Source organism: Streptomyces sp. NBC_00620, from assembly GCF_026341825.1.
Lineage (GTDB): Bacteria > Actinomycetota > Actinomycetes > Streptomycetales > Streptomycetaceae > Streptomyces.
On sequence record NZ_JAPENY010000002.1, the window covers coordinates 1,697,570 to 1,716,336 of the forward strand.

An 18,767-nucleotide genomic window follows, 5' to 3' on the forward strand; every position below is an offset into this window, starting at 1 on the left:
AGCGAGGGAACAACTGGTAGGCGCATGTGCCTACTTTCCAGGGGAACCCCTATCCACAATTCCACTCGCTGTACTATTCTTTGTGTTGGCGGGAGAGCAACCCGCCGAAGCCCGAAGGAAGGAACACCCCGATGAACGCTGCCCCCGCCGTGAAGTCCATGGATGAACTCGCCGCGCAATACGGGCCCATGCGCACCGTGCTGCACCACAAGGACGCAACCGAGGTCCCCCGCGAGCAGCACGTGACGTACACGTTCGCCATCCTCGGCGGAAACAGGCTGCGGGAGTCGGCCATCCTGAGCGCCGGTCACCACGCTCTGAGCATCGACCTCATCGAGTACATCGACCCCGTCACGGGCACCACGCGGTACGCCGTCCACCACTGGGCGTTTCCCGTCGAGTGGGCCACCGACCACGACATGCGCGCAGTAGCGGAGTTGGCCTACGAGGACGCCGTACGCGGCGAGTTCGCCCGCCCGACCCTCCGCCTTTCCCTGGAGCGGTCCACGCGTGGCCTGGCCAGCTTCTACGACCGCACCGACGTCATCTGACCGTCCGGTCCCTCACCGCCGGGGCGCGTCGAATCTGCCCGCGCCCCGGCTTGCTCCCCAACTCACCGCGCACTCCCCGAGGAGATACCGCCGTGGCCGTCGCCCCCGTCGCCGAGCGCCCCACCTACCCGGAGTGCCGCCGCTCCTGGATGCAGGACTACGAGGCCCCCACCTGCTTCGCGTGGATCACCGCCCGCGACATCTACCGCGCCGAGCAGGCCGAGCTGCAAGCGCACAACACGCTGCGTTCGATGACCAGCAGCCGCGCTGCAGCTCGCTACTGGGCCGCCAACCCGGAGGGCCGCAACGCACGGCAGGCGACCCTCACGAGCGAGCGCGACACCGCGTGGGCGGAGATACGGACGCTGCTCGCCCGACGCGCGGCGTGCACATGCACCGGGCCGGACATGCCGCGGTGAGCGGTCACGCACGGCCGGGGCGCGACCGTACGCGCCGCGCCCCGGCACCCTCCCCCAGCTCGCCACCACTCCACCGAGGAGAACTCCGCCATGTCCAAGAGCACTGACGTAGCCACCGGCACCATCCACCTTCAGGACGTTGGGCGTGTTCCCGCCGTCGAAGCGCAGGAACTGACCGTCGGCGACCAACTCATGTACAACTACGGCAGCGTCTACCAGATCACCAAGATCGAGGACGCCTCCCCGAAGTTCCTCCGGATCAACGAGGTGAGCGCCGAGACCGGCGAGGAGTACCAGCGCCGCGTGAAGAAGACGAGCCTCATGGCCCGCGTGCCGGAGAACCGCCTCAGCCGCCTGGGCTTGGACGCCCCGACCACCTCCTATCGCGCCCAGGTCCGACCGCCCCAGGGCCTCGACTGGATCACCGTGAGCCACGGCGCCACCGTCGAGGACGCCACCACCGGCCACCCCGCCTACTTCGCCTCGTCGATTCTGGGCAGTCATGGACTCGGCGGTCACTACGACACCACCAAGGCCAGCGTCAAGGCCATGACCGAGGGCAAGACCCTCACCGCCGAGGACGGCCACAGCTTCCGCATCCTGCCGCCGGAGCAGCCGGAGTCCACGCCGTCTAAGACCGCCGCCACGGCCACGCTCGCCGAGCAGTACCCCGTTGCCACTCCGGCCGTCTACGTGCCCGAGGAGGGCGAGTCGTACCGGGACGTCGTCATCGTGAAGTCCGAGCCCGATGCGAACGGCAACGTCGACGTCATCAGCAGCCGACGCAACGGCGAGACCATCCGGGTTGCCCTGGACAGGCTCCAGCCGCTCCCCGAGCTCCCTCCGGACCCCGAAGGTGAGCTGACCGACTGGTGGACGATCACGGACGCTCAGGGCAACGAGATCGCCCGCGCGCAGGGCGAAGACGACCCCGGGGCCCGCACCGCGGCCATGCGACAGAAGAGCGTCCGCGCGGCGGCGCGCCGGGACAAGGGGTTCGCCGTCCGGCGGCTGCGCACCTCCGAACTGTCCGTGCCCGTCGGGGAGCTGCGCGGTCTGCCCCGTACCGCCCCGGCCGCGCCCGTCGACCGGTGGAGCGTCAAGGACCGCCAGGGCGACGAGATCGCCCAGGTTGAGGCGGCCAGCTACGACCGGGCCGTCCGGGTGGCCAACGAGGACCCGAAGGTGCGCGCCGCAGCTCCCGGCGCGGGCGGACTCGTCTACATGCGCCTGGCCTCCACCGAGAGGCCCGCTCCGACCTCGGCGCACGTCACCTACGGGGCCTTCCCGGACAGCCTGACCGTCCCGCAAGTCGACGGCGCCATCCGCGTACTGATGCTGAGCCGCCAGCCTCTCGCAGCGTTCGACATCGACACTGAGAAGTGCGTGACCCCCGGCGCGTACCTCGATCCGCGCCGCGAGACTGGTGAGGTCTGCCTCCGGTACTGCGGTTCGGAATGGGACGGCTTCGGGCGCACCACGATGTTCGACGCCGCGGCCGAGCGTGTCCGTCGCGAGCAGATCGTCACCCGGTACGCGGAGCTGTTCCGCGCGGCGGGGTGGACGATCGAGGAGTACCGGGAGCGGGCCTACCAGGGCGACCGCGAGCGCCTGGTGGGACTGGTCCTCACGCCCCCGGCCAACGGGAACTGATGCCCCTATCAGGCCGGGGCGCGGCACCCGCTGCGCCCCGGCCCCCGCTGCCCCTCGCCGCCCGCTCCACGCCATCGAGGACGCCCGGCGCGCCGCCGAGCTGGAGAAGGAGCACGGGCCCGCCGCGCGGCCGCCGACGGGTACCGCGATGGCCGGGTACGTCGGCAAGTCGTCGGCCGCCCTGTACCGGGGCCGCCTGGCCCTGCTGCGCGAGCGCTACGGCCTCACTGCCTGATCTGCACGACCCCGTGCCGACCCCGGTCCGGTGCGGGCAGACTGACCAACCCCCTTTCACGCAATGGAGAGATGAGCATGACCGAGCGCATGACGCCGCTGGATCTGGACGAGGAACTGCCGTGGCTGCGGACTGATGCGGCCGCGCTGCTAGCGGACATCGAGCCCGCCGGCACGGTGTCGGAGCAGGTGAAAGCCCTTGAGGGGCACGTGGCCATAGCCCAGGAGTTCGCGCGACGGTTCACGTCGTTCGACGTCGCGGCGACGGCCAGCCGGGACGCGCCGCATTCGTGGCGGCGCGGGTATGAGCTGTCCGGCGAGCAGGTCCCGGCGCTGTTGGAGCAGTATCCGGGCGTAGCGGAGGCGCTCGGCACGAGGTGGGTGCGGGCTCTGGCCGCGGTGGGCCTGACGCCGTCCCAGATGGCCGCTCTGGTCTGCGTGCAGCCTCTCCGGGCAGCGTCACGTCCACCCTCTCCACCGCGGGCAGTTCGGTCCATGCCCCGAGCACCCGGACGCTCCTGGCGACCTGTAGAGCGCGCTGCCGCAGTCGCGTAATTGGCCGCGCGATGTCAGCGCCGCCTGGCAGACCTCTCCGAACCAGCCGTTCCCGCATGGGGGGTTCGGTATGGTGGTCGCACTGCTCCCCGCGTAAGCGGGGGTGACCCTATGGTGGAACTCGCCCGACTGGGAGAGTGCCCTATTCCCCGCCGACGCGGGGGTGATCCCGCCAACCGCTCAGCGGCAAAGGCGTGGCTTTTCCGCTCCCCGTCTCCGCGGGGATTACCCCACGCCTCTCATGAGGCTCGTCGGACATACCTCCCCACACCTGCGGGGGTGAGTCGGAAGGGAACCGAGGGTGTCTCACACCGCTGCGCAGCCGCATCCGTTGGCCGAGTACGCCGACAGGATCGAACCGGCCAAGGTGTATACGGTGCGGCAACTCGCCGAGCTACTGGAACTTGCCCCCACCAGCGTTTCGGGGATGGCCGGGTACGGCTGGCTCCCGGGGAGCCGCATGCGACCCCACCGGCGCGGGGGGCGTGTCTATACCTGGACCGGCAAGCAGTTGCTGCGGATCGCTGGCCGGCGCATCAGGGTCCAGTTTGACCACGACCGGTACGCGCCGGCGACCCTGTACCGGGTCGGCTGCCGGTGCCCGATGTGCACGCAGGCCCACAACGCCGACAGCCAGCAGCGCCGCCGCGCCATGGCCGAGGAGGTGTTCCCTGCAGAGAAGCGGGCGCGTGTGGTCGGACTGGTCACCGGTCAGATGCCCGTGGGCGATGCCGCTGCCGAGGTCGGGGTGTCGCTGGGCGCGGTGTACGGGCGCGCCGTCTGGGATGCCGGGTTCGCCGAGGCTCTGGACGAGGCGGCATGGTCCCTGTGCGTGGTCGGCGAAGACGATCCGGCATGCGGCACAGCCTCAGGGTACAAAGGCAATGCCAGCGGGCGGTCGCCGCGGCCGGCCTGCAGGGGAACCGGATGCCGAGAGTGGCGGCGTGGTCAGTCTCGGCAGGAGCGCGCCGCCACGGTGCTGAATTGAGCGCACCTACCTACCGTTTCGGTACGCCGGAGCCGCACGTGGTAGGGGCCCCGCACGTCACTCGTACGGGGCCCGGGGCTACCCAATTGGGCAAGATTGATCTTGGTTAGGAGGTCGCGGTTTTCCGCTCCGCTTCTCCGAGGGGCGGGGCCGACAGGTGCGGCTTCCTCGGGCCGAAGAACATGGGAATGAGCATGTCCGGGGAGAACAGCCGCGTGGGCGCCTTTTCGAGGCTCATCACGTCCAACAGGGCACCGAGGGCACGGGGGTTACGTGCGCCGGTCTCGACAGCCCGGTCTACGAAACGAGCGAGGAACCGCTCGGCCAACTTGGGCGGGGTGCCGGTCGCGCCGGGGTAGAACGCGTCCTGTCCGACGGCGAGATCCCAGGCGGCAGCGACGGGGCGAGCGGCGGCGCGCTGGAGGCGTCTCGCGGTGCCGGGCGCGGTGAGGCTGGTGGAGCGCAGGACGTCGCGGACTGCGATCGCGCATTGAGCGGCGACGGTGAGGCCGTGCCCATACACCGGGTTGTAGCTGGCGATGGCGTCGCCGATCACGGTGAAGCCGTCGGGCCAGCGGGCGGCATCTTCGTAGTAGCGGCGGCGGTTGGCGGTGCTGTGGGAGGTGGCGACGTCGCCGATCGGCTGGGCTTCCTTCAGCAGCTCCCCGATTATCGGGTCGCCGAGGGCGAGCGCGAAGTCGAGGAAGGCGTCGGGGTGGTCGGTGGGCTCGCCTCCGCGGCTGCCGGAGAGGGTGACGATCCAGCGGTTGCCTTCAATGGGCAGGATGATGCCGCCTTGGCCCGGCGCCTTGGCGGGGTTGGCCTGCACGTTGATGAGCGGGAAGTTGGACTGTGCTGTCGTTCCCGGCGCGCGGTAGAGGCGGGTGGCGTAGGCGAATCCAGCGTCGACTTCCCGTATAGCGACGGGCGCCAGGCCGAGGGATTCGAGCCACTTGGGTGTGCGGGATCCGCGGCCGGATGCGTCGATGACGAGGTCCGCGGTGAGGATCTGCTCGCCGTCGGTGCCGCTGATGCGGACGCCGGTGATGCGGTTTGCGTCCCCCACCAGGTCCAGAGCATTGGTGTCCTGAAGGAGTGTGATGCGCTCGTCGGCAAGGACGCGATCCCTCAGCCCCTTGTCGAGCAGCTCCCGGGAGCACACCAAGTTTCGGTGGTGGGTGCTTGAGAAGCGGCGGAACCACACCTCGTTGGGGGCCCGGGAGACCATGTCGCCCATGATGTGGGCCAGTCGGGCGCCGCTGGCCACCATGTCTTCGACGACGCCGGGCAGTAGCTCGTTGAAGGCGCTTACGCCGCCGCTCCATACGAGGTGAGCATGGCGGGCCTGGGGGACCCCGCGGCGTGCTTCGGGGCCTTCGGGGAGCGTGTCCCGTTCGACGAGGGTGACGTCGGCGAATTCCGTGAGCGCGGCCGCGGCGAAGAGGCCGGCGGCGCTGGAGCCTATGACGACCGCGGTGGGGCGGGTGGTGGAGCGGTCAGACATTCGCGGTCACGCTTTCTGTGGTAGCCAGCCGCTGACGGATCCTGTCGACGCGGCGGGGGTGGCGCAGGTTGCATGAGATGGCCACGATGTGGTCGGTCACCTCTGCGCCGATACGGGAGGGCTGATCTTCAGCCGCGCGAGGGGTGTCTTCTGCGCAGGCCTTGAGCGCATCCCGGACGGCGAAAGCTCCCGCGAGGCCCCGGGCCTTCGCCTCGTGGCGCTGGGCGGATGTTGCTTGGTACGCCTGGTGATAGAGGCTGTGGTCGAAGTAGGGGGCGATCCGCAGCAGTCCGTCGAGGATGTGCTGCCTGCGCTGCAGGAGCCGCAGGTCGAGGGGAGCCCACCGGCCGACGCGGGCCTTCGTCAGGGAGGGTGTGGCCTTCCGGATGCTTCGCTCCAGGGGCCGCAGCATCCAGTACGTGACTTGCTCGCGGGGCCATGTCTGCAGGAAGGGGCCGCATACGGGCAGGAGGAAGCCGACGCCGACGAGGCTGGCCCCGAGGAGTGCGAACGGGGGAGCGACCTTGATGCTCAGGAAGTCCCAGTCCGTGCCCGCCCATCGCGCGCTGATCGCGATCAGCTTGGCGACGGCGAAGACGATGCCGAAGGCGTAGCCGACCTGCAGGAAGACGAGTCCGGCTTTCAGCCACCGGGATTGGACTTCCGAGATCCACGTCCAGATCAGCCCGGCGCAGACGAGCGTCGAGACCGCGTAGGCGAGTAGGTACAGCACGATGTGCTCGCGCATCCACGGGGTGTTGGCGTAATAGGTGTCGAGGTCGTAGATCCGCTCGGTGTGCAGGTCAGCCAGCAGGAACGTGCCCCAGAGAGTGACGATGATGGCGGCGTGGACTGCCCAGACCCAGTGGATCCGGCGGCGGCGCTTCGGAGACGGCGCTTCCCGCCACGTGATGATCATGGTCATGCAGGAGCAGCAGAATGACATGAGTAGGGAGTACGTCCAGGGCGCCGCCAGGTTCGGCACCCCCGTCACCGTGTTGATCTTGTGTAAGCTCGCGGGTGCGACGCTGACGAAGACCGCGGATGCCGAGAGCATGACAAACCAGGTCACTCGCGAATCAGGGTTGCGCCAGGAGCGGATGGCTGCAGGGGACTTGAAGACGAGTGCAGCCAGCAGTAGCACTGTGGGCACGGCGTAGGGCAGGCGCAGGTCGGCTATGTCGATCACAGGATGCGACCGCCCCGGTTGCCGAGAAGGGCCGCGTTGATGCGTGCTTCCGCCGTGGCTGCATCGACCGGGCCCTGTGCGTAGGGGCCGATCATCAAGGTGCGGGCCGCCCGGCCGAAGAGTAAGCCGAACGTTTCAGCGTCCTCCTCGCGGCCGTCGGGGGAGTCGTGTCGTGCAGCTACGGACCGGACGGCCTCCCGGCGGACGGCTGCACTGGACAGGATCTGTTCCACTGCCTGCTGCAGCGCGCCCGGCGGCTGGTCATCAGTGAGGCCGCGGGCAGCCACCTGCATCCCGAGGGAGTGACCGCAGTGCCCGTGTCCCGCCCATTCATGCCACAACTCGTGCCCGAAGATCACGAGTTGAGCCTCGGGCACCGCTCGCTTCTCGACGGCGATGATGACTGAGTCGTCCTTGAGTTCCAGGCGCATGCCGGAGATTGGGACGCCGTTCGGGAATTCCTCGATCATCAGCCGGATCGGCCGGCCTCGGGAAGAGGTCATAGCGCGGCAGTACGCTTCCATGACGGCCTGCGGTACGGCTGGACGTTGAATCTGCCTCTCGGCTTCCCCGCTCAGGTCGGCGAGCAGGGCTGTCATCTCTCCCATGGTGGTCATCGCTCATCGCCCCCTCTGGGAGGCATGAAATTGCGCATGATCCCGTCGACGACCATCCTGAATTGCTCCGGTGTCAGCGAGGCGTGACTCCGCAGGTCCGTGGACTTCACCCCGTAGTGCTCCATGATCGCGGCGAAGTGGTCCGTCGGCGGGTCCTCAAGTTCCTCGAGTCGCGTCGAGAGAACTCGGTTGAGGGCATCCTCGGCTGAGGCCGTGAAGAACCTTTCCTCCCCGTCGACTCCGAAGAAGTTGGAAAGGCCGTGCAGGGCGTCGACGTTGGGCATCTTTTCGCCATCGACGACCTTCCGGGCCCACGCCTGGGAGATCCCGAGGCGTGCGGCGATCTCCGCTACCAGGTCCGACTTCTCGCGGGGGGTACTGGCATGTTTGTCGGCGAGAGTCTTGATTCTGGCGCACACGCGGTCATTGACCGTGTCGGCCGGCGGGGTGCCGCCGCTCAGGAGGGTTTCGACCGTAGCCAGAGGCAGTGCCGTCTTGTCGGCCAGTTCCTTCGGGCCGAGATATTCAGATGGTTCCAAGTCCTTCTCGGCGATGAGCGCACGTAGGCGCTGAACGGTCTCGGGGAGGGGTCGCTTCACCGATGTACTCCCGGGGGGTGGTGATCGTTGGAGGGTCCAGTGCACCCTATGCGGGAGATCCCCAGCGGACAACGATCGTTACGTGAGGAGAAACGATCGTTGACATGACGTGATGTTGCATAGCAAGATCCGGGCAGCGGAAGCGTTACGTCCGGCCACTCCGCGTAATGGTCGGCGGATCGCGTGAGGGCGACGCAAACCCTCATCGAGAGCTACGCCATGCCTGAATGCTCATCAAAAGTGCGACACAGGACCGCAGTCCGAGAGACTCGAACTGACATTCACATGACATTGCTGACGAGGCGGAAGAGACCGTGACGATCTCGGACAACTGGACACCCCGCGGCTCCACGACGGCAGCGCCCAACCACGCCCGCGTGTGGGCGGCCTGAGAGGTGCGACATGGCCCACCATGCCTATCCGGCAATCGCCTACGCGTACCCGTCGGCGCCCCTGGCTTGCTGACACTCGCTCGCCCCTTTCGCCTCTATCGAACTAACTTCGACTTCGTGCCATTCAACGAGACGGAAAGCTAGTGACGATCTCCGACGCCACGTGGCCGCTTTGGGCCTCCAGCCTGCGGACCGCCGCAGCCAGGCAAGGCGCTGCGGCACCGCAAGCGCTGCCGGACGTTGAGAGCTCGATCGAGTTCCGTCTTGGTCCGGAGCACACCCCCGCCCAGAGCATGCGCCGCGCCCGCGGATTCGTAGCGAGGGTGCTGCCGGCGCTGTTGGCTGGCGCACCCAATGCCAACGTTGTCGGGGAAGCGACGCTCGCTGTGCTGACCGAACTCGTCGACGTCACCGCCCGGAACCGGGCCGGCATCGATCTGAGTGGCAGGGTTTCGTACGACGGGGATCATGTCCTGATCACCGTCGGGGAGATGGATCAAACGTTGCCCTCCTCGGGGGAGGAGCCGGGCTTGTACATCGTGCACCGCCTCACCGACGAGACCGGGCAGTACCGCGGCGACGAAGGCGGGTATGTGACCTGGGTGTCCGTGCCGGTTCGGTCGAAGGCCCACTAGCCCTATGTAGCCTCGTATTTTCTGCCCACTTGCCGATTTGAAAGGGGTGGGCCTCCTGTCTCCGAGGTCATTCGCAAGCTCCGAGGTTGGGGCCGGAGCCCGCCGTCGGACGTGCCCCCAGAAAAGACCGCTGGCGTCCATCAGGGATCGGATTGGAATCAATCCGTCTGCGTTTGGCCAGCGCGAATCGATGTCAGGCAGCAGCTCCTTCGAGGCGAATTGTGGCCTGGCGTAGCTTGGATCTCCGAGTTCAGGAAGCGCCTCGCTCGGGAAAGCCCACCATTAGCACCCGAACGAGATGGCTTGTGATGCACGTCACGGATGGCGTCCACATGCTGGACGCCTTCAAGTCGGGTGAGACGTCCGAATGACGGCGTACTCGCCCCAGCTCCCTGCGAGCCTGACGAACTCAACCCCTCGGAGGCCCTGCGCCGGAGGCGCAGGGTGAGCGCACCGATCACTTCAAGTGCCCGCGGCCTCCGCTCGACTGCCGTGTGTGGGTGATGGTCAGCGCCTCACGCGGCTGCGAACGGCAAGGATTGCGAGGCCGAGGAGAACGGGTTCGGCCAGCCGTGAAGTCATCTCGGTGTAGATGCCGATGGTGGTGAGATCTTGGCCGGAGGACCGGAAGATCACCGAATTGGTCACCACGCGCAGGGCCTTCTCGCTCCGGTCACTCGTCACCCGTTCGAGCAGTGGGCCGGTGGGGTTGACCGGGTCGGGAGTGTCGGTCGTGAGGACGGCCTCCTGCCCAACAGCGACCTGGCGGCCGGTGGTGGTCGGCTTCGGGTCATCGGCAGGCAAGCCCCACAGCACCGTCGCCGCGATCGTGGCGGCCATGGCCACCCCCAGCCAGGCCAGCGCGCGGAGGGCGCGCAGCCCGTACCCGGACATGGCCCAGTAAGCGCTCAGCAGCGCCCGCTCCCCCCACGGCCGCGTGGCGTCATAGCGACGCATCTCGCACTCGCCATAGTAGAAGTCGGCTGCGTCCGGCTCGTTCTTGCCATCCTCCAGTGACTTGCGCAGCTGCCGGTACAGCGCCGCCACCGCCGCCGCCTTCAGCTCGGGAGCATCCTGCGGCGCGGTGGCCCAGCCCATGGCCAGGTGAGCGTGGCGGGCGGTCCGCACCCGCCAGTGGTGCTCCTCAGCCAGCGTGTTGCGCCGGCTCCACTGCCAAGGAAAGCGCAGATCCCAGCCGGCGGGGGTGGTGGCGAAAGTGCACCAGCCGTCCACCTTCAGCTGATCGAGATGGACGGCGCCAGCGAACCGGCAGGTGCTCAAGTTGATATCCTGCAGCGCCAATTGCGCGGCATCCATCCCGGCCACCGACGTCAGGCGTACGCCCGGTTCCTGGCCGGACAGCTCGATCTCCGGCAGCGGGCCTTCGTAATGGCGGAGAAAGACGTTCGGGTGGGCGGCAACCGTCACCGGGTGCTCGCAGACCGCGTCCCTCAGGTCCAGCTCGGCGTAGCGCAGGCGCAGCGTGGCGGTCGACGCCCACATGGTGCGCACGCAGCTCACCTGACGGGCGGCGATCTCCACCGTCACCGGCTGCTGGAACCGCGCACCGTCCAACACCACCCGCTTACCGCACACGAGCGGCCCAAGGGTCAACGCCATCTCGAACCGCGCAGCGGTGAACCAGGCGAAGTTGGAGACGGTCACCCCCTCGAACCGGGCGTCGCTAGAGAATGACACCCTGGCGAATTGGGCGTGATTGGAGAAGGACGCCCCGCTGAAATCGGCGACGCTTGAGAAGGACGCCCCGCTGAAATCGGCGACGTTGGAGAGGGACGCCCTGCGGAACGTGGCGTTGCTGGAGAAGGACGCCCTGCGGAACGTGGCGTTGCTGGAGAAGGACGCCTCGGTGAATTCGGCGACGTTTGAGAAGGACGCCCCGCTGAACTCGGTGACGCTGGAGAAGGACGCCCTGCGGAACATGGCGTGGCCGGAGAAGGACGCCCCGCCGAACTCGGCGTAGCCGGAGAAGGACGCCCCGCCGAACCAGGCGTAGCCGGAGAAGGACGCCCCGCCGAACTCGGCGTGGCCGGAGAAGGACGCCTCGCCGAACATGGCATCGCCGGTGCGGGGCTTACCAGTGGTGGGGTCGCGTAGAGCGGCGAGTAGCTGGTTCAACAGTTCAGAGGTGAAGGGGGTGCCGCTGTGGTCGATGTCGGCGCCGGGTGACAGAGCCGCGAGGTAGCCTGCGCGGTCATCCTCCTCCAGGTGGGCCAGGCAGGCGGTGTGGCCACCGACGTGGATGCCACGGCAGCCGACCGGATTGGCAGGGGTGTCGTCGCGGCCGCAGTGCGGCCACGACGGCGGGGTGGTGGATGGCGGTTCGGGTGCAGCGGACGTCATGCCTCAAGGACGTACCGGTGCCGTCGGGTAGTTGCAGGACCTGGTCGCAGCCGGACGGATGCCTAATAAGGAGTCATGCGCTACTGAAATCTTCGATGAGGCCGACACGTAAGTAGCCATCAAAGTAGCCATGGAGAGGGCGATCCTGCGTGTTTGCACAGGTCGTAGCGTTGTATTGATTCTCCTCAACGTAGAGTTGGAGCCTCGGCGGCAGAAGGGGGTCGGCCCGGTGAAGCGCTACGAGCGACTCGAACGGATCCGGCGAATGGACCCGGTGGCGGACGCTTCGAAGATCTACCGGCTCACCGCCACGTACGAGTTCCCCTGGGACTTCACCCGAGCTCTGGAACTGGCTCTCTACCGCACCTACGCCGTTCCCAGTATCGGCCGGCTGCTCGCCGAGACGGAGGAGCTCACCGACCGCGCACAGAAGCGCTACGACGACACCGTGCTGCTCCTCGACACCGTGGTCGAGCACGGCTTCGACGGGGACGAGGGCCGAACCGCGATCCGCCGGATCAACGAGATGCACCGCAGCTACGACATCAGCAATGAAGACATGCGGTACGTGCTCTGCACGTTCGTGGTGATGCCCAAACGCTGGACCGACCTCTACGGGTGGCGCAGGATGTCGCGGCACGAGATCGTCGCGTCCAGCGTGTACTACCGCACGCTGGGGCGGCACATGGGCATCAAGGACACTCCGGAGACCTATGAGGACTTCGAGACCTGTCTCGACGCCTACGAAGAGGCCCATTTCGGATGGGACGAGAGCGCGCGCCGAGTCTCCGACGCGACCCTGTCGCTGATGACCTCCTGGTACCCGCGCCCACTCGCGCCGCTGTTGCGGGTGTCGACGCTCGCCCTGCTCGACGAGCCGCTGCTGCAAGCCTTCCGGTACAAGCCTCCAGGTGCCGCCACGCGCGCGCTGGTCCGCCGCGTGGTGCGGATGCGCGGGCGCCTGGTGCGCCTGATGCCGCCGCGCCGCGCCCCGCACTTCGCGCGGCAGAACTGGGAGATCAAGGGCTATCCCGACGGCTACCGCGTCACTGAGCTGGGCACCCGTCCGGTGCCCGGCGTGCGGGGCTGCCCCGCCTCACCGGCCTCACCCGCCGCTCCTGTCGAGTGAGTCGATCGTGGTCCGCAGCCAGGCCAGTTCTGCCCGGCTGGTGGCCCGCGCGATCGTGAGGATGCCACGCCGGAAGGGGTCGTCCAACTCCTCGGCACGCAGCGGCCTGTCACCGTCGTAGAAGAAGCTCGCGGGCTCCTCCAGGAAGGTGAGCCTGCGCCGCAGCACGACGGCCTGCGCCACCGGGTCTTCCAGATGCCTGAGGAAGGCGAGCACCGTGAACCAGCGGTTCTCGTCGGTGATGTCGCGCCGCACCGGCTCCGCGAGCATGCGACGCAACTCGCCTCTGCCCTCCTCCGTGAGCGTCAGGACATGACGTGGGGCCGCCACGGAGCCGGGCTGGGTGGCCCGCGCCAGCAGGCCGGCCTTCTCCAGGCGCTTGATCGCGGGATACAGCGTGCTCTCGGCCACGGGCTTCACATGGCCTGTCAGTGCGGTGATGCGCTTGCGCAGCTCATAGCCGTGCAGCGGGGCGTCGTACAGGAAACCAAGGATGGCCAGCTCGAGCATGCTCACATTCTGCCGCACACTCGCTGTACATCGCTTCTTCTATACATCGGTTCCGATGTATTCTCCTGAAGCCGCGAGGAACGATGACGTGACACATGAGGAGAGTGCGATGAAGCAGGCCGAGTTCGACGGCAAGGGAAGCCACATCCGTTGGACGGAGACGACGGGCGCCGAACCGGCACGCGTGTACGTCCATGGGCTGGGAGCCGCATCGACCGTCTACAACGCGCACATCGCGGCCCGGCCCGAACTGGCGGGCCGCCGGACCCTGTTCGTCGACCTGCCAGGCCACGGCATCAGCGACAGGCCCGCGGACTTCGGCTACACACTGGAGGATCACGCCGACGCGCTGGCGGCGGTTCTGGACGCCGCCCACCTCATCGGGGCGGAACTCGTCGCGCACAGCATGGGCGGCGCCGTCGCCATCGTGCTCGCCCACCGGCGACCCGACCTCGTCTCACGGCTGGTCCTCACGGAGGCCAACCTCGACCCGCACCCCCCGGTCAAGGCCGGCAGCAGCGGCATCGCCTCGTACGAGGAGGACGACTACGTCGAAAACGGCGGCCACGCGCGCGTGCTCGACAAGGTCGGCCCCTCCTGGGCGGCCACCATGCGCCTCGCCGACCCCCGTGCCCTGCACCGCACGGCGACCGGACTCATACGCGGCACGAACCCCACGATGCGCCACATGCTCCGGGAGCTGACGGCGGACCGCGTCTACCTCCAGGGCGAGCTGAGCGGCGAACTCCCGGGCAAGGAAGGTCTGGAGGCGGCCGGTGTACGGGTGGTGACCGTGCCCGGCGCCGGGCACAACGTCATGTTCGACAACCCCGACGCCTTCGTGGCGGAGGTCGCCGGAAGGGCCTGAGGCGTCAGCCGCGGCGTACGGCCAGCGCGAGGAAGCGGGCGTCCTCGTCGACGTACGAGGTCATGTCCCAGCCGGAGCCGGCCAGCAGGGGGCGGAGGTTGGCCTCGTCGCGCAGGTCCTCCGGAGTGATCCGCCGACCCTGGCGGGCCGCGAGCGCCGCCCGGCCGATCGGGTGGAAGAGCGCCAGAGTCCCGCCGGGCCGTACGACTCGTGCCAACTCGCGCAGGTTTTCGGCGGGGTTCGGCAGATGGGCGATGAGTCCGGCCCCGAACACGGCGTCCAGTGACTGGGCGCGCAACGGCAGCGCGGCGACGTCGGCGAGCAGCAACTGTCCCTCGCGGTCCCGTCCTGCCCGTACGGCGGCCTCCAGCATGGCCGGGGTCAGGTCGGCCCCGAGCACCACTCCGGAGGGCCCTACAGCCGCTCGCAGCGGCGGCAGGGCGCGCCCGGTGCCGCAGCCCGCGTCGAGGACCCGGTCGTCCTCGCGCAGCCTGATTTCGGCGACCGCTGCGGCGTACGCGGGGCCGTCGTCGGGGAACCGGGTGTCCCAGTCCGCCGCGCGCGCCCCGAAGAACTCCTGGACATGTGTGTGGTGGTCGCTCATGTTCCGCATGATCCCTCACCGACACGAAGTACGACGCGGCGCACATGTTCGAGCGGGCCGCGATCGTTCAGTTGCACCTCTCCGTCATATTTCAACACCTTTCGAAATGCGCCCCCGTTGTGCGCCCCTGCCCGGACTAGCGTCCCTGAGCCATGGGACACCTGGACCACGCAGCCTTCGGCTGGCTGACCCCCGTGCTGTCGTACGCGATGGCCTGCATCGGCGCTGCCCTCGGGCTGCGCTGCACCGTCCGCGCACTCGGCGCCACCGGCCGGTCGCGCCGCAACTGGCTCCTCACCGCGGCCTCCGCGATCGGCACCGGCATCTGGACGATGCACTTCGTGGCCATGCTGGGCTTCAGCGTCACCGGTACGGAAATGCGCTACAACGTGCCGTTGACCATCCTCAGCCTGCTCGTCGCCATGGTCGTCGTCGGCGCGGGCGTGTTCGCCGTCGGCTACGGCCGCGATCGGGGCCGAGCCCTTGTCCTCGGCGGGCTCACCACGGGGCTGGGCGTCGCGAGCATGCACTACCTGGGCATGGTCGCGTTGCGGCTGCACGGCGACGTGCACTACGACCCGGCGCTCGTCGGGCTCTCCATCGTGATCGCCGTGGTCGCGGCGACCGCGGCCCTGTGGGCGGCACTCAACATCAAGTCGCCGGTAGCCGTCGCTGTCGCCTCCCTCGTCATGGGAGGGGCGGTGAGCAGCATGCACTACACCGGAATGATGGCAGTGAGCGTGCGCGTCAGCCCCTCCGGCGAGGTCCTGCCCGGGGCCACGGCGATGCAGTTCATCTTCCCCCTCGCCGTCGGCCTCGGGTCCTATCTCTTCCTGACATCGGCGTTCGTCGCGCTGTCGCCGACGACCGGTGAGCGCGAGGCGTCCGCATCGGCCCAGCGGCCGGTCGAGAGCGTCGCCCGTTAACGGCGGCCCCGGAGCCATGACGGACCGGAAGGCACGTCCCGAACCACCGAGCGAGGAGGCCATGCGTACACCCCGTAGGACCCCCAAACCCGGCGCCGAGCCGCCCCAGGCCCCGGCGCGCGGTCGGCGTGCGCACGCGGGTCCGCCGGCGGACGAGCGCGCGGACACCGAGGAGACCGACACCGGGACGCCGCCGGAGGCACGCCCGCACGCCGGAACGTGGCGCCTCCGCCCCCGCACCGTTCGGGCCAAGATCGTCTGCCTGCTGATGGTGCCGGTTGTCTCCCTGCTCGCGCTGTGGGCGTACGCCACAGTGACCACCGCCCAGGACGTCGCACGGCTACGGCAGTTGCAGAGCGTGGACTCGACGGTCCGGGCACCGGTCGACGCCGCCGTCGCCGCTCTCCAGACCGAACGCGCGGCCGCCGTCCGGTACGCGACCGCCCATGGCACCGTGCAGGAGAGCGACCTCAAGGAGCTGGCCGGGCGCACCGACCGGGCGGTGGCGAAGCTGCGACTCGGTGAGCACACCGTCGCCGACGGCGCGGACCTGCCCGCCGGAGTGGCCACGCGCCTCGACGCCTTCGTCACCGGAGCCGAGCAACTGCGGACCCTGCGCACCGCCGTGCTGAACCGCCGTACGGGATGGGACGAGACCTACAGGACGTACACCAGGACCATTTCGACGGCCTTCGCCGTGGGCGGCGCGCTCACCGGCATCCAGGACGCCGATCTGGGCTCCGACGCGCGCGTGCTGCTCGAATTCTCCCGTGCCGGGGAGGCGCTCGCCCAGGAGGACACGGTCCTGGCCAGCGCCCGGCTCGCCAGGACTCTCGACGGCGAGCGACTGCGGCTGTTCGCAGGGGCTGTCGACACCCGCCGCACGCTGACCGACGCGGCTGTGGCGGATCTCGGCGGGCCGGAACGAGCCGCCTGGCACGACCTCGTGGAGGGGAGCGCGTACGCCGACGTAGGCGCCGTCGAGGACAAGGTGCTCGCGTCCCCATCCGGCGGCAAGGCGATCTCCGCCGCTCCGGAGGCCGACTGGAACACCGCCCACGCGCGCGTGCAGGACGGAATGCGGACGATCGAGGCGAACGCGGGCCGCGGTGTCGCTGACCGGGCGGACCCGTTCACGCGCGGGCTGCTCACACCGGCCGGCGCCGCGGTTCTGTTCGGACTCGCCGCCGTCGTCGCGTCGCTCGTCATCTCCGTACGCATCGGACGCGGGCTCGTCATCGAGCTGGTGAGCCTGCGCAACAGCGCCCTGGAGATCGCGCGCCGCAAACTCCCGCAAGCCATGCGCAGACTGCGCGCGGGAGAGGAGATCGACGTCCGAGCCGAGGCCCCGCCCGGACCGCCCGCGGAGGACGAGGCCGGGCAGGTCGCGGAAGCCCTGGGCACCGTGCACCGAGCCGCCCTGCGCGCCGCCGTCGAACGTGCCGAACTCGCCAGCGGAATCTCCGGGGTCTTCGTCAATCTCGCTCGCCGCAGCCAGGTTCTCGTGCACCGTCAACTGAGCCTGCTGGACAGCATGGAGCGCAGGTCCGACGACCCGAACGAGCTGAGTGACCTGTTCCGGCTCGACCACCTCACCACAAGGATGCGGCGCCATGCGGAGAGCCTGATCATCCTCTCCGGGGCTGCGCCCGGACGGGCCTGGCGGATGCCGGTCTCGCTGACGAACGTGGTCCGCGCGGCCGTCTCCGAAGTCGAGGACTACGCGCGCGTGGAGGTGCGACAACTCCCCGAGGCGCTGGTGGTGGGCGGCGCGGTGGCCGACCTCACCCACCTCCTGGCGGAAATCGTCGAGAACGCCGCCCAGTTCTCGCCGCCCCACACCCGAGTCCGGGTCACCGGGGAGCCGGTCGGCAACGGCTACGCCGTGGAGGTCGAGGACCGGGGACTCGGCATGGGCAAGGAGACGCTCGCCGAGGCCAACCGCCGGATCGAGCAGTCCGAGACCCTCGACCTCTTCGACAGCGACCGGCTGGGCCTCTTCGTGGTCAGCAGGCTCGCGGCCCGCCATGGCATCAAGGTGCACCTGCGGACCTCGCCCTACGGTGGCACCACCGCGGTCGTTCTGCTGCCCACGTCCCTGCTGCACGGCGGCGCGGCGGAACGTTCCCCCAGCAGAGGCGACACCGAAAGCCCCGCGGAACGCCAGTACGCCCGGGTGACGGCCGCCCCGGAGCAGGAATCCGTCCAGGCCGTCACCGAGCGGCCGGCACTGGTGCCCCCCATCCAGACCGCCGTCGAAGCCCCGGCGAACGGTTCGCCCGAGAATCCCCCTCCCGGAGTCACCACTTTGCGGCTGCACCGGCCCCCGGACGACGCCGAAGAGTCCGACGACCTCCCTCGGCGTGTGCGGCAGGCGAACCTCGCACCGCAACTGCGCGAACAGCGTGCCGAGGAGCCGGTGCAAGCGGCGGATGATCATGCCGACGACAAGCGCACCCCCGAAGTCGTACGGGACCGCATGTCGGTCTACCGCGACGGCTGGGTGCGCGGGGGCGGCAGGTCACCCGGCCTCCGTGCCACACCCGACCCCGAAGCGGGCAGCGACAGCAGCGAAGGAGACCCCGCATGATCCAGGATCCGAGCATGAGGGCCGCCCAGCAGTCCGGCGAACTCGACTGGCTGCTGGACGACTTGGTGCTGCGTGTGGCTGAGGTGCGGCACGCAGTGGTGCTGTCCAACGACGGACTCGCGGTGGGAGCGTCCACCGCCCTGCGGCGCGAGGACGCCGAACACCTCGCGGCCGTCGCCTCCGGCTTCCACAGCCTGGCCAAGGGCGCCGGCCGCCACTTCGGAGCCGGAGGCGTGCGTCAGACGATGGTGGAGATGGACGACGGCTTCCTGTTCGTGGCGGCCGCCGGCGACGGCTCATGCCTCGCTGTCCTGACCGCGGTGACTGCCGACATCGGCCTGGTGGCGTACGAGATGGCGCTGCTGGTCAAGCGCGTCGGCGAACACCTCTACACACCGCCGCGCGTTGGCGCACAACCGCCTGCCGCCGGATGACCGAGGACG

General features: G+C 69.0%; 18 protein-coding genes. 11 read left to right on the plus strand and 7 right to left on the minus strand.

Annotated features, from left to right (window positions below):
- Positions 1–131 precede the first annotated feature (131 nt).
- From OG246_RS26960 to OG246_RS26980, 5 genes are all read left to right on the plus strand, one after another.
- Positions 132–551: a hypothetical protein gene (locus tag OG246_RS26960; RefSeq protein ID WP_266468961.1), complete on the plus strand. Its 420-nt coding sequence runs from the start codon at positions 132–134 to the stop codon at positions 549–551.
- A gap of 92 nt (positions 552–643) precedes the next feature.
- Positions 644–970: a hypothetical protein gene (locus OG246_RS26965; protein ID WP_266468964.1), complete on the plus strand. Its 327-nt coding sequence runs from the start codon at positions 644–646 to the stop codon at positions 968–970.
- A 90-nt stretch (positions 971–1,060) separates the two neighbouring features.
- A complete protein-coding gene (locus OG246_RS26970) occupies positions 1,061–2,623 on the plus strand; it encodes a hypothetical protein (RefSeq protein ID WP_266468967.1) in 1,563 nt (520 codons plus the stop codon).
- A 312-nt stretch (positions 2,624–2,935) separates the two neighbouring features.
- Entirely contained in the window at positions 2,936–3,412 is a 477-nt protein-coding gene (locus OG246_RS26975; RefSeq protein ID WP_266468971.1) for a hypothetical protein, read from the plus strand.
- 301 nt (positions 3,413–3,713) lie between these two features.
- On the plus strand, positions 3,714–4,400 hold the full coding sequence (locus OG246_RS26980) for a hypothetical protein (RefSeq protein ID WP_266468974.1): 687 nt from the start codon (positions 3,714–3,716) through the stop codon (positions 4,398–4,400).
- Between the two features lie 106 nt (positions 4,401–4,506).
- On the opposite strand, the gene OG246_RS26985 is transcribed toward OG246_RS26980, so the two are convergent.
- The 4 genes from OG246_RS26985 to OG246_RS27000 are packed head-to-tail and all read right to left on the minus strand — an operon-like array spanning position 4,507 to position 8,309.
- On the minus strand, positions 4,507–5,904 hold the full coding sequence (locus tag OG246_RS26985; protein ID WP_266468977.1) for an NAD(P)/FAD-dependent oxidoreductase: 1,398 nt from the start codon (positions 5,902–5,904) through the stop codon (positions 4,507–4,509).
- Positions 5,897–7,093 (minus strand): MAB_1171c family putative transporter, encoded by a 1,197-nt coding sequence (locus OG246_RS26990; protein WP_266468980.1) that lies wholly within the window; start codon positions 7,091–7,093, stop codon positions 5,897–5,899. The genes OG246_RS26985 and OG246_RS26990 overlap by 8 nt, the downstream gene beginning before the upstream one ends.
- The gene (locus OG246_RS26995) at positions 7,090–7,710 is read right to left on the minus strand and encodes a toxin (RefSeq protein WP_266468983.1); all 621 of its coding nucleotides are present in this window, start codon (positions 7,708–7,710) and stop codon (positions 7,090–7,092) included. Before OG246_RS26995 ends, OG246_RS26990 begins: the two co-directional genes overlap by 4 nt.
- Positions 7,707–8,309 carry a helix-turn-helix transcriptional regulator gene (locus OG246_RS27000; protein WP_266468986.1) on the minus strand — a complete coding sequence of 201 codons (603 nt, stop codon included), beginning with the start codon at positions 8,307–8,309 and terminating at the stop codon, positions 7,707–7,709. Before OG246_RS27000 ends, OG246_RS26995 begins: the two co-directional genes overlap by 4 nt.
- 535 nt (positions 8,310–8,844) lie before the next feature.
- Here OG246_RS27000 and OG246_RS27005 point away from each other — a divergent pair.
- Complete coding sequence (locus tag OG246_RS27005; RefSeq protein WP_266468989.1) at positions 8,845–9,336, plus strand: hypothetical protein; 492 nt, start codon at positions 8,845–8,847, stop codon at positions 9,334–9,336.
- A 507-nt stretch (positions 9,337–9,843) separates the two neighbouring features.
- On the opposite strand, the gene OG246_RS27010 is transcribed toward OG246_RS27005, so the two are convergent.
- Positions 9,844–11,697 carry a pentapeptide repeat-containing protein gene (locus OG246_RS27010; RefSeq protein ID WP_266468992.1) on the minus strand — a complete coding sequence of 618 codons (1,854 nt, stop codon included), beginning with the start codon at positions 11,695–11,697 and terminating at the stop codon, positions 9,844–9,846.
- Positions 11,698–11,926: 229 nt separating this feature from the next.
- On the opposite strand from OG246_RS27010, the gene OG246_RS27015 reads away from it, so the two are divergent.
- Entirely contained in the window at positions 11,927–12,826 is a 900-nt protein-coding gene (locus OG246_RS27015; protein WP_266468995.1) for an oxygenase MpaB family protein, read from the plus strand.
- Here OG246_RS27015 and OG246_RS27020 read toward each other — a convergent pair.
- Positions 12,803–13,336, minus strand: a complete 534-nt coding sequence (locus OG246_RS27020; protein ID WP_266468999.1) for a PadR family transcriptional regulator — start codon at positions 13,334–13,336, stop codon at positions 12,803–12,805. The genes OG246_RS27015 and OG246_RS27020 overlap by 24 nt on opposite strands.
- A gap of 109 nt (positions 13,337–13,445) precedes the next feature.
- On the opposite strand from OG246_RS27020, the gene OG246_RS27025 reads away from it, so the two are divergent.
- Positions 13,446–14,204: an alpha/beta fold hydrolase gene (locus OG246_RS27025; RefSeq protein ID WP_266469043.1), complete on the plus strand. Its 759-nt coding sequence runs from the start codon at positions 13,446–13,448 to the stop codon at positions 14,202–14,204.
- A gap of 4 nt (positions 14,205–14,208) precedes the next feature.
- Here the strand turns inward: OG246_RS27025 and OG246_RS27030 are convergent, their stop codons facing one another.
- Positions 14,209–14,808 carry a class I SAM-dependent methyltransferase gene (locus tag OG246_RS27030; RefSeq protein ID WP_266469049.1) on the minus strand — a complete coding sequence of 200 codons (600 nt, stop codon included), beginning with the start codon at positions 14,806–14,808 and terminating at the stop codon, positions 14,209–14,211.
- Positions 14,809–14,960: 152 nt separating this feature from the next.
- On the opposite strand from OG246_RS27030, the gene OG246_RS27035 reads away from it, so the two are divergent.
- The 3 genes from OG246_RS27035 to OG246_RS27045 all read left to right on the plus strand — a co-directional run bounded on the left by OG246_RS27035 (position 14,961) and on the right by OG246_RS27045 (position 18,758).
- The gene (locus OG246_RS27035; RefSeq protein ID WP_266469052.1) at positions 14,961–15,734 is read left to right on the plus strand and encodes an MHYT domain-containing protein; all 774 of its coding nucleotides are present in this window, start codon (positions 14,961–14,963) and stop codon (positions 15,732–15,734) included.
- A 61-nt stretch (positions 15,735–15,795) separates the two neighbouring features.
- Positions 15,796–18,324 carry a sensor histidine kinase gene (locus OG246_RS27040; protein ID WP_266469054.1) on the plus strand — a complete coding sequence of 843 codons (2,529 nt, stop codon included), beginning with the start codon at positions 15,796–15,798 and terminating at the stop codon, positions 18,322–18,324.
- A complete protein-coding gene (locus OG246_RS27045; RefSeq protein ID WP_266469056.1) occupies positions 18,321–18,758 on the plus strand; it encodes a roadblock/LC7 domain-containing protein in 438 nt (145 codons plus the stop codon). The genes OG246_RS27040 and OG246_RS27045 overlap by 4 nt, the downstream gene beginning before the upstream one ends.
- The last annotated feature ends 9 nt before the right edge of the window (positions 18,759–18,767 follow it).